This is a genomic window from Duganella lactea, assembly GCF_009857505.1.
GTDB lineage: Bacteria > Pseudomonadota > Gammaproteobacteria > Burkholderiales > Burkholderiaceae_D > Rugamonas > Rugamonas lactea.
In genome coordinates, this window is sequence record NZ_WWCP01000035.1 from 51,125 (window position 1) to 64,530 (window position 13,406).

Sequence of the window (13,406 nt, forward strand, 5' to 3'; positions counted from 1 at the left end):
TGGAATCATCGTAGAGTGAGGAGGTAGCATGAGTCATTTTCTGGATCGCCTGAAGTTCTTCAACAAAACCACGTCGACTTTTTCCGACGGCCACGGTGCCGTCGTCAATGAAGATCGTACCTGGGAAAACGCCTACCGCCAGCGCTGGCAACATGACAAGATCGTGCGTTCCACGCACGGCGTCAATTGCACCGGCTCCTGCAGCTGGAAGGTGTATGTGAAGAATGGCCTGATTACCTGGGAAACCCAGCAAACGGATTATCCGCGCACCCGCCCGGACCTGCCGAACCACGAGCCGCGCGGCTGCCCTCGTGGCGCCAGCTACTCGTGGTATGTGTATTCGGCGCAGCGCGTGAAATACCCGATGGTGCGCGGCCGCCTGATGGACATGTGGCGCGACGCTCGCAAAACCATGGACCCGGTCACCGCCTGGGAATATGTGAGCCAGGACCCTGAACGCTCCGCCAAATACAAATCGGTGCGCGGTCTGGGTGGCTTTGTGCGCGCCACCTGGGATGAAACCAACGAGATGATCGCCGCCGCCAACGCGCTGACCATCAAGAAGTATGGCCCTGACCGCATCGTCGGCTTCTCGCCGATTCCCGCGATGTCGATGGTCAGCTATGCCGCCGGCACCCGCTACCTGTCGCTGATCGGCGGCGTGGCGCTGAGCTTCTATGACTGGTACTGCGATTTGCCGCCAGCCAGCCCGCAAGTATGGGGCGAGCAGACCGACGTGCCGGAATCGGCCGACTGGTACAACTCCACCTACCTGATGGTGTGGGGCTCGAACGTGCCGATGACCCGTACCCCGGACGCCCACTTCTACACCGAAGTGCGCTACAAAGGCACCAAGACGGTCGCCGTATCGTCCGACTTCGGCGAGATGGCCAAGTTCGGCGACATCTGGCTGGCGCCGAAACAGGGCACCGACGCCGCGCTGGCGATGGCCATGGGCCACGTGATCCTGAAGGAATACCACAGCGCCCAGCAGTCGCAGTATTTCAAGGAATACGCCAAGCAGTACACCGACTTCCCGATGCTGGTGCTGCTGAAAGAGCAGAACGGCGTGCTGGCCCCTGAGTACTTCCTGCGCGCCTCGCACCTGGATAACAATCTGGACGAAACCAATAATCCGGAATGGAAAACCCTGGTCATCGACGAAGTCACCGGCCGCATCGTCGCGCCGGCCGGTTCGATCGGCTTCCGTTGGGGCGAATCCGGCAAGTGGAATCTGGAGATGAAAGAGGGCGGCAACAGCGCTCCGGTCGATCCGCAACTGTCGCTGCTGGGCAGCGGCGATGAAGTGCTGCCGGTCGGCTTCCCTTACTTCGGCGGCAAGGACGCCAGCGATATGCTGATGCGGAATGTGCCGGTCAAACGCCTGAAACTGGCCGACGGCAGTACCGCGCTGGTTGCCACCGTGTTCGACCTGACCATGGCCAACTACGGCGTTGACCGTGGCCTGGGCGGCGGCAATGTCGCCACCAGCTATGAAGACGACGTGCCGTACACCCCGGCTTGGCAGGAGAAGCACACCGGCGTCAAAGCCGCCGATGTGATCACCGTGGCCCGCCAGTTCGCGGAAAACGCCGACAAGACTCGCGGCAAGAGCATGGTCATCGTCGGCGCGGCCCTGAACCACTGGTATCACATGGACATGACCTATCGCGGCATCATCAACATGCTGATGATGTGCGGCTGTATCGGTCAATCCGGCGGCGGCTGGGCGCACTATGTGGGCCAGGAGAAGCTGCGTCCGCAAACCGGCTGGACCCCGCTGGCCTTCGCTCAGGACTGGAACCGTCCGATGCGTCAGATGAACGGCACCTCGTTCTTCTACAACCACACCAGCCAATGGCGTCACGAGAAGCTGCACACCGAGGAAATCGCTTCGCCGCTGGCCGGCGACGACGTGGCGCCGATGACGCTGCTGGACTATAACGCCAAGGCGGAACGCCTCGGCTGGCTGCCTTCGGCGCCGCAGCTGCAAACCAATCCGCTGGAAGTGACGCGCGCCGCCGCCGCCGCCGGCGTGAAACCGGTCGACTACGCGGTCGATCAGATCAAGCAGGGCAAGCTGGAATTCTCCTGCGATGATCCGGACAATCCGGCCAACTTCCCGCGCAATATGTTTGTATGGCGCTCGAATATTCTGGGCAGCTCGGGTAAGGGCCACGAGTACTTCCTGAAGTACCTGCTGGGCACCCAGAACGCGCTGATGAGCGACGAAGCCGATTGCATCAAACCACGCGACGTCAAAGTGCGTCCCGCCGCCGAAGGCAAGCTGGATCTGCTGGTGGTGCTGGACTTCCGCATGTCGACCACTTGCCTGTACGGCGACATCGTGCTGCCGACCGCCACCTGGTACGAGAAGGACGACCTGAATACGTCGGACATGCACCCGTTCATCCACCCGCTGTCGGAGGCCGTGCAGCCGTTGTGGCAATCGCGTTCGGACTGGGAAATCTACAAGGGCATCGCCAAGAAATTCGAGGAAATCGGCGGCGCGTATCTCGGCACGCAGCAGGACATGGTTCTGACGCCGCTGATGCATGACACGCCGGGAGAACTGGGCCAGCCGTTCGATCCGAAAGACTGGCGCGCCGGCGAGTGCGAACCGATTCCGGGCAAGACCATGCCTAACTTCACCGTCATCGAGCGCGATTACACCAAGATCCATCAGAAGTTCACGTCGATTGGCCCGCTGCTGGAATCGATCGGCAACGGCGGCAAGGGCATCAGCTGGAAAACCGGCCATGAAGTCGAGGTCCTGCGCGGCATCAATCGCGCCGTGATCGCGGATGGCATCGCCAAGGGCCAGCCGCGCCTCGACACGGCGATCGACGCGGCCGAGATGATCCTGTCGCTGGCGCCGGAAACCAATGGCCATGTGGCGGTGAAAGCGTGGGACGCGTTGTCCAAGATCACGGGTCGCGACCACACCCACCTGGCGCTGCCGCGTGAACACGACAGCATCCGCTTCCGCGACGTGCAGGCGCAGCCGCGCAAGATTATCTCGTCGCCGACGTGGTCTGGCCTGGAGTCGGAAGAAGTCAGCTACAACGCCTGCTATACCAACGTGCATGAACTGATCCCATGGCGCACGCTGACCGGCCGCCAGCAGTTCTACCAGGATCACCGCTGGATGCGCGATTTCGGTGAAGGCCTCTGTGTTTACAAACCGGCGATCAATACCAAGACGACGACGGCGATGCTGGGCGCGAAACCGAACGGCAACAAGGAAATCGCGCTGAACTTCATCACGCCGCACCAGAAGTGGGGTATCCACTCCACCTACTCGGACAACCTGCGCATGCTGACGCTGTCGCGCGGTGGTCCTCACGTGTGGCTGTCGGAGATCGATGCGCAAGCGGCAGGCATCGTGGACAACGACTGGATCGAAGTCTTCAACGTCAACGGCACGCTGACCGCCCGCGCCATTGTCAGCCAGCGGGTACCGGAAGGGATGACGCTGATGTACCACGCACAGGAGAAGATCATCAACGTGCCTGGTTCCGAGCAGTCGGGCAAGCGTGGCGGCATCCACAATTCGGTGACGCGCGCCGTCACCAAGCCGACCCACATGATCGGTGGTTATGCGCAGCTGTCGTGGGGCTTCAACTACTACGGCACCGTGGGCTCGAACCGCGACGAATTCGTGCTGGTGCGGAAAATGAACAAGATCGACTGGCTGGAAGGCCCACTGCAAGGAGTAAAAGAATGAAGATCAGAGCGCAAATTGGCATGGTGCTGAACCTGGACAAATGTATCGGTTGCCACACCTGCTCGGTCACCTGCAAGAACGTATGGACCAGCCGTGACGGCGTTGAATACGCGTGGTTCAACAACGTCGAAACCAAGCCAGGCATCGGCTATCCGAAGCACTGGGAAGACCAGAACAAGTGGAACGGCGGCTGGCGCCGCAACGACAGCGGCAAGATCGAGCCGCGTCAGGGCAGCCGCCTGAAGATCCTGTCGCAGATCTTCGCCAACCCGAACCTGCCGAACATCGACGAGTACTACGAGCCGTTCACCTACGACTACGAGCGCCTGCAAAACGCGCCGCTGGTGGAAACCCCGCCCACCGCGCGCCCGATCTCTGTCCTCACCGGCAAGAAGATGGACAAGATCGAGTGGGGCCCGAATTGGGAGGATGACCTGGGCGGCGAGTTCGCGCAGCGCAGCAAGGACACGCTGTTCGAGAACGTGCAGAAGGAAATGTACGGCACCTTCGAGAACACCTTCATGATGTACCTGCCGCGTCTTTGCGAGCATTGCCTGAATCCCGCTTGCGTGGCTTCTTGCCCATCCGGCTCGGTGTACAAGCGTGAAGATGACGGCATTGTGCTGATCGACCAGGACAAGTGCCGCGGCTGGCGCATGTGCATCTCCGGCTGCCCGTACAAGAAGATCTACTACAACTGGTCGTCGGGCAAGGCGGAGAAGTGCACCTTCTGCTACCCACGTATCGAAGCCGGCCAGCCTACCGTTTGCTCGGAGACTTGCGTGGGCCGCATCCGCTACCTCGGCGTGCTGCTGTACGACGCGGACAAGATCGAAGCCGCCGCTTCGGTGGCCGATCCGCGCGATCTGTATCCGTCGCAACTGAACCTGTTCCTCGATCCGCACGATCCGAAGGTGATCGAGGAAGCGCGCCGTCAGGGCATTCCTGACAGCTGGCTGGAATCGGCCAAGCGTTCGCCGGTGTACAAGATGGCGGTCGAGTGGAAGGTGGCCTTCCCGCTGCATCCTGAATATCGCACGCTGCCGATGGTGTGGTACATCCCGCCGCTGTCGCCGATCCAGGCCGCCGCCGAATCGGGCCTGATGGGCAAGAACGGCATCCTACCGGACACGCAAAGCCTGCGAATTCCGGTGCAGTACCTGGCCAACCTGCTGACCGCCGGCGATCAGCCGCCCGTCATCAAGGCGCTGGACCGCATGCTGGCGATGCGCGCCTACATGCGCAGCAAGAGCGTGGAAGGCGTGCCGGATCTGGAAGTGATCAGGCAGGTCGGTCTGGATGCGGAAACGGTCGAGGACATGTATCACATCATGGCCATCGCCAATTACGAGGACCGCTTCGTCATCCCGAGCAGCCACAAAGAGATGGCCGAGGACAGCTTCAACGAGAAGGGGAGTTGCGGCTTCAGTTTCGGCAACGGCTGCTCGGATGGTGTGAGTGACGTAAGCCTGTTCGGCAAGCGCAAACACGGTTCGGAAATCTTCATGATGATGCCGAAGTCGCGCAAGAAAAAAGCTAACAGTGAGGAGAACGCAGATGTCTAATCCTGGCTACCTGGTGTTGTCGGCGCTGTTGCAGTATCCGGAAGCGGAACTGGTGGCCGACCTGGCGCAGATGGATGACGTGCTGGCGGCACAGCAATGGCAGGCGCCGTTGCAAGGCCTGCTGGCCCACATCGGCAACACAGCGCTGATCGATCTGCAGCAGGAGTATGTGGCGACCTTCGACCGTAGTCCGGGTCATTCGCTGCACCTGTTCGAGCATATCCACGGCGAGTCGCGCGATCGTGGCCAGGCCATGGTCGATCTGATGGAAGAGTACCGCCGCCACGGCCTGCAGATGGTCGGCGACGACCTGCCGGACTATGTGCCGCTGTTCCTGGAATTTCTGTCGCAGCAGGACCACGAGGAAGCGGAGCGCCTGCTGGGCGACGCCATCCATGTGCTGGCGCATATCGGCCGCAAGCTGCGTGCCAACGGCAGCCCGTATGCCTGCATCTTCGAGCTGCTGCAAACGCAGACCGCCGTGCAGGCCGAGGAGCTGAGCGGCCCGCCGGTACGCGACATGGATGAAGCGCTGGAGACCTTCGGCCCCGGCGCCGACGGCATCGAGCCGTTGCTCAAGCCAGGCGTCGGCCCGCTCGCGGGCGGCGCGCACCCGATCAATTTCTACCCCAAGGCGCCAGCGCCGCAGCATCACTGAAGGAGGAGCCATGAACTACCTGAATCAATTCCTGTTCGGGATCTACCCGTACCTCGCACTGGCGATCTTCTTCCTGGGTAGCCTGATCCGCTTCGACCGCGAACAGTACACCTGGAAGTCGGAATCCAGCCAGACCCTCAACACCGGCATGCTGCGTCTCGGCAGTCCGTTGTTCCACGTCGGTATCCTGGGCCTGTTCTTCGGTCACGCGGCCGGCCTGCTGACCCCAGTGTGGGTGTGGGACACGCTGGGCGTGAGCCACACCGTCAAGCAACTGGTGGCGATGACCGCCGGCGGCATCATGGGTTCCATGTGCCTGCTGGGTCTTCTGATGCTGCTGGCCCGTCGCTTCAGCAATGAACGCGTGCGTGCCCGCAGCACCTTCAAGGACAAGATCGTGCTGCTGTGGATTCTGGCGACGCTGCTGCTTGGTCTGTCGTCGATCTTCGTCTCGGCCGGCCACATGGACGGCCACATGATGGTGCTGCTGATGACCTGGGCCCAGCATATCGTCACCTTCCGTGGCGACGCCGCCGGCTTCATTGAAACCGCGCCGCTGATCTTCAAGCTGCACCTGTTCATGGGCATGTCGCTGTTCGTCATCTTCCCGTTCACCCGCCTGGTGCACATCTGGAGCGGCTTCGGTGCGGTCACTTACCTGGCCCGCGCTTATCAACTGGTGCGTTCGCGCTAAGGAGAACATCATGGGCATAGCAGTCAACGGCGTGGATATCAACGATAGCGCCATCGAAGCGGAAATCGCACATCACCTGCAGGCCAAAAACCCGCTGCGCGAGGCGGTGCATGAAGTGGTGCTGCGCCGCGTGCTGCTGGACGAGGCGGCGCGGCTGGGTGTCGCCGGCGACAGCGACGACGACCGCATTGAAGCGCTGTTTGCCCGTGAGGTGACAGTGCCGGAAGCGGACGAAGATGCCTGCCTGCGTTACTATCTGAGCCAGGCCGACCGCTTCCGCAGCGGCGATCTGGTGGAAGCGCGCCACATCCTGTTCCAGGTGACGCCGGCGGCGCCGCTGGACCTGCTGCGGCAGACGGCGGAGGCCATCCTGGCCGAATTGCAGGCGCAGCCCGAGCGCTTCGCCGAGCTGGCGGGCCAGTATTCCAACTGTCCGTCCGGCGCGGTCGGCGGCAGCCTGGGGCAACTGGCGCGCGGCCAGTGCGTGCCGGAGTTCGATGACCTGCTGTTCCGGTTACAGCCGGGCGAGTTGTCTGGCCGCCTGCTCGAAACGCGCTTCGGCCTGCACATCGTCCAGGCGCAGCGCCGCGTGGGGGGCGAGGTGATCCCGTTCGCCACCGTCCGCGCGCAGATCGCCGACGAGCTGCAACGCCAGTCGTGGCAGCGCGCGCTGCACCAGTATCTGCACATTCTGGTCGGCCGCGCCGATATCGAGGGTGTGGAGCTGGAAGGCGCGCAAACTCCGTTGGTGCAATAATGTTAAGCGATCGCTTTGGCCGCACGATCGACTATCTTCGGGTGTCGGTGACGGATCGCTGCGATCTGCGCTGCACCTACTGCATGCCCAAGGACTTCAAGGGCTACGAAGACCCGCCGGACTGGCTCACCTTCGCTGAGATCGAGCGCGTGGTGGCGGCCTTCGCCCGCATGGGCACCTCGCGCGTGCGCCTCACCGGCGGCGAGCCGCTGACCCGCCGCAATATCCCGCAACTGGCCTCGCGCCTGTCGTCGCTGCCGGGCATCCGCGACCTGTCGCTGTCGACCAACGGCACGCGGCTGGCGCGCCATGCCGAGGCGCTGAAGGCGGCCGGCGTCACCCGCGTCAACGTCAGTCTGGATACACTGGACCGCGACTGCATGGCCAACATCACCGGGCGCGATTGTCTGCCGGTGGTGCTGCAAGGCCTGCATGCGGCCAAGGAGGCCGGCCTGGCGCCGGTCAAGATCAACATGGTGGCCATGCGCGGCGTGAACGACGCCGAAATCGACGCCATGGCCGCGTTCTGCATCGAGCAGGAATTCATGCTGCGGCTGATCGAAGTCATGCCGATGGGCGAAACCGGGCAGAATTCCTCTTATCTCAATCTGGCGCCGGTGCAAACGCGCCTGGCCGAAAAATTCAAGCTCAAACCACAAGCGCTGGAACTGGGGGGCGGGCCGGCGCGCTATTGGACCACCGAGGACGGCAAGGCCAGCATCGGCTACATCACGCCGATGTCGCAGCACTTCTGCGCCACCTGCAACCGCGTGCGGCTGTCGGTGGACGGCACCTTGTACTTGTGCCTCGGTCAGGAGCAGCAGTATCCGCTGCGTCCATTGCTGCGTGGCGGCGCCACCGACGCGGAGCTGGAGCAGGCGATTCGTGAGGCGATCGAGCTCAAGCCGCGGGAGCACGACTTTAACCGTCAGCCGGAGAAGATCATCCGCTTCATGTCGCAGACCGGCGGCTGAGGCGCCGTGTATACTACCCCCGTACCCACACGGAGAGATCGATTGAAGCCCACCCTGTTCTCAAGCTGGCAAAAGCTGTCGACCCGCATCGTCGGGCTGTTGCTGAGTTTTCTGGCGGTGGCGCTGCTGGTCATCGGCTCGACGCTGCTGCTGTCCTGGCAGCTGGAGGGCAGCGCCGCCGCCATCAACGTCGCCGGCAGTTTGCGCATGGAGAGCTACAAGCTGGCGATGCTGGCCGGACGCCTGTCCGATGGCTCCGAGCGGGGCGAGGCGGTGGCGGGCGTGCGGGCGCAGATACAGCGCATCGACGGCACGCTGGCACTGCTGCAACAGGGCGACCCGCAACGGCCGCTGTTCCTGCCACCCACCTCCGCCATCCGCGATGTGTATGGTGACGTGCAGCGCGAATGGCGCGTGGAGCTGGTGCCTCAGGTGGAAAAGCTGTTGACGCCGGAAGCCTCGGCCAGCACGCCGGTTTCAGCCTCCTACGCCGTGCAGCAACTGGCGGAGCGCTTTGTATTCGGCGTCGACCATCTGGTGCAGCGCATAGAGCGCGACAGTGAGCGGCGCACCTTCTGGCTGCGCGCTTCTCAGCTGACGCTGCTCGGCCTCGCACTGGTGGGCACGGTCAGCATTATTTATCTGTTGTTCGATATGGTCGTGGTGCCGGTGACGCGATTGCAGGGCGGCCTGGAACGCATGCGCGAGCAGGATTTCAGCGTGCGCCTGCCTGTCAACAGCAACGACGAATTCGGCATGCTGGCGCGCGGCTACAACCAGATGGCCGACAAGCTGCAGGACTCCTACGCCAACCTGGAGCAGCGGGTGCAGACCAAGACCGGCGAGCTGGAACAGCAGAACAGGGAGCTGGCGCTACTCTACGACAGTTCGGCATTCCTGCAGCAGCCGCAGTCGGCGGAGGCCATGTGTCACGGCTTCCTGGAGCGCATCAGCGAGTACTTCGGCGCCGACGGCGGCTCGGTGCGCGTGCTGGACCCGAACCGCAACAATATCCACATGCTGGTGCATCGCGGCATATCGGCGGAACTGGTGGAGTCCGAGCGTTGCCTGAAAGTGGGGGACTGCCTGTGCGGCGAGGCCGTTGTCAGCAAGCTGGCGGTCATCCACGACCTGCGCCGCAACCCCAATAATCATAACCTCAAGTGCAATCGCGAAGGCTTCTCGACGATTTCTATTTTCCACATCTTCGCGCAGCGCCAGTATCTTGGCTTCTTCAATCTGCACTTCCGAAAGACCACGGTGTTCACGACGGCGCAAACAGCGCTGCTGGAAACGCTCGGCCAACTGCTGGGCACCGCCATCGAGAACCAGCGCCTGCAGGTGCGCGAGCGCGAACTGGCGATTTCGGAAGAGCGCAACCTGGTGGCGCAGGGCCTGCACGACAGCATCGCGCAAGGCCTCAACTTCCTCAATCTGCAGGTGCAGATGCTGGAGCAGTCGCTCAAGCAGCAGCGTATCGACGAGGTGGAGAGCATCGTGCCGATGCTGCGCGCCGGCGTCGATGAAAGCTATCAGGATGTGCGTGAATTGCTGCATAACTTCCGCACCCGACTGCAGGAGGGTACGCTGGTGTCGTCGCTGGAGACTGTGGTGGACAAGTTCCGCCGCCAGAGCGGGATCGCGGTGGACTTCGACGCCAATGGCGATGGCGCGCCGTTCCCGCGCGAGCAACAGCTGCAACTGCTGTTCATCGTGCAGGAGGCATTGTCGAATGTGCGCAAGCACGCTTCGGCCTCGCAGGTGTGGATACGCCTGGCGGACGAGCAGGACTTCACCTTGAGCATCAAGGACAATGGCCACGGCTTCGACGTGCAGAAATTGCAGACGCTGGGCGATGCCCACGTGGGCGTCAACATCATGCGCGAACGCGCGCAGCGCATCGAGGCGCAACTGGAACTGAAATCGCAGCCGGGCGAGGGCGCCGAAGTGGTGCTGCACCTGCCGCGCGCGCAGCGTCGCGCCGCATAAAAAGGAAAAAACATGGAAGACACTATCACCGTCCTGCTGGTCGACGATCACACGCTGTTCCGCAGCGGCATACGCTCGCTGTTGCAGCGCAATCCTGAATTCACCGTGGTGGGCGAGGCGGCCGACGGCTTCGAGGGCGTGAAACGCGCGCAGCAACTGAAGCCGCAGGTGATTCTGCTGGACCTGAACATGCCCGGCATGTCCGGCGTGGAAACGCTACAGCTGCTGCGCCAGGACTGTCCGGAAAGCGCGATCGTGATGCTGACCGTGTCCGAGGACGCGGAAGACCTGAGCACCGCGCTGAAGGCCGGCGCCAGCGGCTACCTGCTGAAGAACATCGATACCGACTACCTTACGCGTGCCATCCGCCGCGCCGCCGCCGGCGAAACCGTGGTGGCGGAGGCGATGACGGCCAAGCTGGTGGCGCAACTGCAAAGCGGCTCGACGCCGCCTGCCGCCTCGGAACTGGACAAGCTGACGCCGCGCGAACGCGAAATTCTCGACTGTCTGGCGCGCGGCGAGAGCAACAAGGGCATTGCCCGGATTCTGGATCTGGCGGAAAGCACGGTGAAAATCCACGTGCAGAGCGTATTGAAGAAGCTGAAGTTGAGCAGCCGCGTGCAAGCGGCTGTGTATGCGGTGGAGCACCGGCGGCAGAGCGGCGCCTGAGACGCCATCAAAATTCAGTTGCCGCCGCCGCAGCAGCCACCGCAGCAGCCGCCCGCCTGTTCCACGCGCGGCGCGGATGGGTAGCCGGCGGCGGCCAGGCCCATGGTCAGCATGCGCGGCGACACGCGCGATTCGTCCAGCTGCACGCTGGCCAGGCCGTCGAGCAGCGAGACGCGCACGTCGCTGACGCCGTCCATGCCGCGCAGCAGTTCAGTGATCTTGTCGGCGCAATCTTCGCCGTTCATGCCGTCGATATTCAGTACAGCGGTTTGCATGGCAGTCCTTTCAATAAATGTCGTAACAGCGCTAGCCTAGCGCAGCGCGGGCGCCGTCACGACAGGTAATTGCGAGTTTCTTGATCCAGGTTATGAATATCGGGCGTGCCTCTTCACCCGCGCACGAACAGCGCAGAAAATGAGGGTGTACTTTCAAAGGAAACGAATCATGACACTGCTCCGCATAGACGAACCAGCGACCGCCAAAGCCGGCCATCCCTTATGGCGCCTGGGTTTCCGTCCGTTCTACATGGTGGCCGCCATTTTCTCGGCGTTGGCGATTCCGCTGTGGATGGCGCAGTACTTCGGCTGGCTGCCGCATGGTACCAACGTCGGCTACATGTGGCACATCCATGAGATGGTGTTCGGCATGGCGGCGGCGGTGGTGGTGGGCTTCCTGTACACCGCCGGCTACAACTGGACCGGCTTCTGGACGCCGGTGCGTGGCCATCTCGCCGCGCTGGTGGCCTTGTGGCTGGCGGGCCGCGTGGCGATGCTGATCGCGCCGCCGCTGGCCGCCGCCGTCATCGACTGGCTGTTCCTGCCGTTCGCCGCCTGGCCGCTGTTCCGCGTGATGCAGAAGGCGAACAACCAGCGTAACTACTTCCTCGTTGGCCTGCTTGGCCTGATGGCGATCGCCAACGCCTTGTTCCACGCGATTGCGCTGGGCTGGCTGGCGGTGGCGCCGGCCGCGCCGGTGGAGGCGGCGATTCTGGTCATCGTGATGATGGAGGCGGCCATCGGCACGCGCATCATCCCCATGTTCACGCGGAACGGCGCGCCGGGCAGCACGCCGCTGGTGCAGCCCAAGGTGGACAAGGCTTCGCTCGGCCTGCTGGCCCTGTCGGCCCTGTGCTGGGTGGCGCAGGCGCCGAAATGGCTGTTCGCGCCGGTGGCACTGGCCGCGGCGGCGCTGGTGCTGGTGCGGCTGTATCGCTGGCAGGCCTTGCGCACGCTGTCGGTGCCGCTGCTGTGGATTATGCATCTGTCGTATGCGTGGATCGCCGCCGGCTTCGTGTTGCTGGTGCTGGCACGCTGGAACCTGGTCAGTGTCAGCGCCGGCTTCCACGCGCTGACGGTCGGCTCGATGGCCGGCCTGATATTGGGCATGATCACCCGTACCACGCTGGGTCATACCGGCCGGCCGCTGAAAGCCGGGCGCGCGGAGCGGTGCATGTTCATGCTGATCCAGTTGAGCGCCTTCGCCCGCGTGGCCGCCGCGCTGGGCTTCGACACTCATCATGGCATGGTGCTGATGATCAGCGCGGGCCTGTGGACCGCCGCTTTTGCCGTCTACGCCATTGTCTACGTGCCCTACCTGTCCAGCGCCCGGGTGGATGGCAAGCCGGGTTAAGCGAGGTGTCGAAGTGCCACGCGGCACTGTTCGCTAGCGCACAATCGTCCTTGGCCGTGCGGCCTACAATCAGCCGTCAACACTGATAGGGACGCGACAATGAAAAAACTGATGCTGGCGTTCGGCGTGGTGCACGCGACGATCGCCCTGTTATTCACTGCCGGCGCGATCTTCCTGATCGTCGTCGGCGCGCAATTGGGCTGGCACGCGTTGCAGGCGGACAACGGCCTGGCCGCGGCGCAGGAAGTGATCGAAGCCATCGGCATTCTGGCCGCCGCCGTGGTGGCCCTGCAGATCGCCTAAACCATCGTCGAAGAAGAAGTGGTGCGCGACGCCGACATCAGCGCGCCGACGCGGGTGCGCCGCTTCCTGTCGCGCTTCTTCGTGGTGGTGGTGGTCGCGCTGGCGATTGAAGGGCTGGTCGCCACCTTCCGCGCGGTGCACGACGACGCCAGCGAGCTGCTGTACGTCGCCGCGCTGTTGGGCAGCGTGGGCATATTGCTGGCCGCGTGGGGCGTCTTCATCCACCTCAACCGCTCCGCCGAAGAACTTGAACCGGAAGCCATGCAAGAAGCCCAGGCGGAAGACGAAAAGCTCAAGCCGTAAAACCGGGTGTCAAAAACGGGTGTCAGATACCGTCTTGAATGGCAAGCTTTTTCGATAAGTATTTGGGGTCGAAAGGCTTGCCAGTACGGATGACACCATAAATCAGATGCGTCAGTTTGTGAACGACAGCACTAATCA

At 63.0% G+C, this 13,406-nt stretch carries 10 protein-coding genes and 1 pseudogene; 10 read left to right on the forward strand and 1 reads right to left on the reverse strand.

Annotation, left to right across the window (positions count from 1 at the left end):
* Positions 1–28 precede the first annotated feature (28 nt).
* Genes GTP44_RS21905 through narL form a run of 8 tightly spaced genes read left to right on the forward strand, consistent with a single transcriptional unit; the run spans position 29 to position 11,033 of the window.
* A complete protein-coding gene (locus GTP44_RS21905) occupies positions 29–3,727 on the forward strand; it encodes a nitrate reductase subunit alpha (protein ID WP_161021076.1) in 3,699 nt (1,232 codons plus the stop codon).
* Positions 3,724–5,292: a nitrate reductase subunit beta gene (gene narH / locus GTP44_RS21910; protein WP_161021077.1), complete on the forward strand. Its 1,569-nt coding sequence runs from the start codon at positions 3,724–3,726 to the stop codon at positions 5,290–5,292. Before GTP44_RS21905 ends, narH begins: the two co-directional genes overlap by 4 nt.
* Positions 5,285–5,950 (forward strand): nitrate reductase molybdenum cofactor assembly chaperone, encoded by a 666-nt coding sequence (gene narJ / locus GTP44_RS21915; protein ID WP_161021078.1) that lies wholly within the window; start codon positions 5,285–5,287, stop codon positions 5,948–5,950. The genes narH and narJ overlap by 8 nt, the downstream gene beginning before the upstream one ends.
* Positions 5,951–5,960: 10 nt before the next feature.
* Positions 5,961–6,644 carry a respiratory nitrate reductase subunit gamma gene (gene narI / locus GTP44_RS21920; RefSeq protein WP_160988848.1) on the forward strand — a complete coding sequence of 228 codons (684 nt, stop codon included), beginning with the start codon at positions 5,961–5,963 and terminating at the stop codon, positions 6,642–6,644.
* 10 nt (positions 6,645–6,654) lie between these two features.
* Entirely contained in the window at positions 6,655–7,401 is a 747-nt protein-coding gene (locus tag GTP44_RS21925) for a peptidylprolyl isomerase (RefSeq protein ID WP_161021079.1), read from the forward strand.
* Positions 7,401–8,375 carry a GTP 3',8-cyclase MoaA gene (moaA, locus tag GTP44_RS21930; RefSeq protein WP_160988850.1) on the forward strand — a complete coding sequence of 325 codons (975 nt, stop codon included), beginning with the start codon at positions 7,401–7,403 and terminating at the stop codon, positions 8,373–8,375. The genes GTP44_RS21925 and moaA overlap by 1 nt, the downstream gene beginning before the upstream one ends.
* A gap of 42 nt (positions 8,376–8,417) precedes the next feature.
* Positions 8,418–10,364, forward strand: coding sequence for a type IV pili methyl-accepting chemotaxis transducer N-terminal domain-containing protein (locus GTP44_RS21935; protein WP_161021080.1), 1,947 nt, complete (start codon positions 8,418–8,420; stop codon positions 10,362–10,364).
* Positions 10,365–10,376: 12 nt separating this feature from the next.
* The gene (narL, locus tag GTP44_RS21940) at positions 10,377–11,033 is read left to right on the forward strand and encodes a two-component system response regulator NarL (RefSeq protein ID WP_161021081.1); all 657 of its coding nucleotides are present in this window, start codon (positions 10,377–10,379) and stop codon (positions 11,031–11,033) included.
* A 14-nt stretch (positions 11,034–11,047) separates the two neighbouring features.
* On the opposite strand, the gene GTP44_RS21945 is transcribed toward narL, so the two are convergent.
* Entirely contained in the window at positions 11,048–11,308 is a 261-nt protein-coding gene (locus GTP44_RS21945; RefSeq protein WP_160988853.1) for a heavy-metal-associated domain-containing protein, read from the reverse strand.
* A 169-nt stretch (positions 11,309–11,477) separates the two neighbouring features.
* On the opposite strand from GTP44_RS21945, the gene GTP44_RS21950 reads away from it, so the two are divergent.
* Together GTP44_RS21950 and GTP44_RS21955 are read left to right on the forward strand one after the other, a co-directional pair.
* A complete protein-coding gene (locus GTP44_RS21950; protein WP_161021082.1) occupies positions 11,478–12,662 on the forward strand; it encodes an NnrS family protein in 1,185 nt (394 codons plus the stop codon).
* 99 nt (positions 12,663–12,761) lie between these two features.
* A pseudogene (locus GTP44_RS21955) lies at positions 12,762–13,268 on the forward strand (hypothetical protein).
* The last annotated feature ends 138 nt before the right edge of the window (positions 13,269–13,406 follow it).

What these genes read in the sequence shown, in the direction of transcription:
- GTP44_RS21905 (WP_161021076.1), top strand. Translation starts at nt 29, where the DNA reads ATGAGTCATTTTCTGGATCGCCTGAAGTTCTTCAACAAAACCACGTCG.
- narH (WP_161021077.1), top strand. Translation starts at nt 3,724, where the DNA reads ATGAAGATCAGAGCGCAAATTGGCATGGTGCTGAACCTGGACAAATGT.
- narJ (WP_161021078.1), top strand. Translation starts at nt 5,285, where the DNA reads ATGTCTAATCCTGGCTACCTGGTGTTGTCGGCGCTGTTGCAGTATCCG.
- narI (WP_160988848.1), top strand. Translation starts at nt 5,961, where the DNA reads ATGAACTACCTGAATCAATTCCTGTTCGGGATCTACCCGTACCTCGCA.
- GTP44_RS21925 (WP_161021079.1), top strand. Translation starts at nt 6,655, where the DNA reads ATGGGCATAGCAGTCAACGGCGTGGATATCAACGATAGCGCCATCGAA.
- moaA (WP_160988850.1), top strand. Translation starts at nt 7,401, where the DNA reads ATGTTAAGCGATCGCTTTGGCCGCACGATCGACTATCTTCGGGTGTCG.
- narL (WP_161021081.1), top strand. Translation starts at nt 10,377, where the DNA reads ATGGAAGACACTATCACCGTCCTGCTGGTCGACGATCACACGCTGTTC.
- GTP44_RS21945 (WP_160988853.1), bottom strand. Translation starts at nt 11,308, where the DNA reads ATGCAAACCGCTGTACTGAATATCGACGGCATGAACGGCGAAGATTGC.
- GTP44_RS21950 (WP_161021082.1), top strand. Translation starts at nt 11,478, where the DNA reads ATGACACTGCTCCGCATAGACGAACCAGCGACCGCCAAAGCCGGCCAT.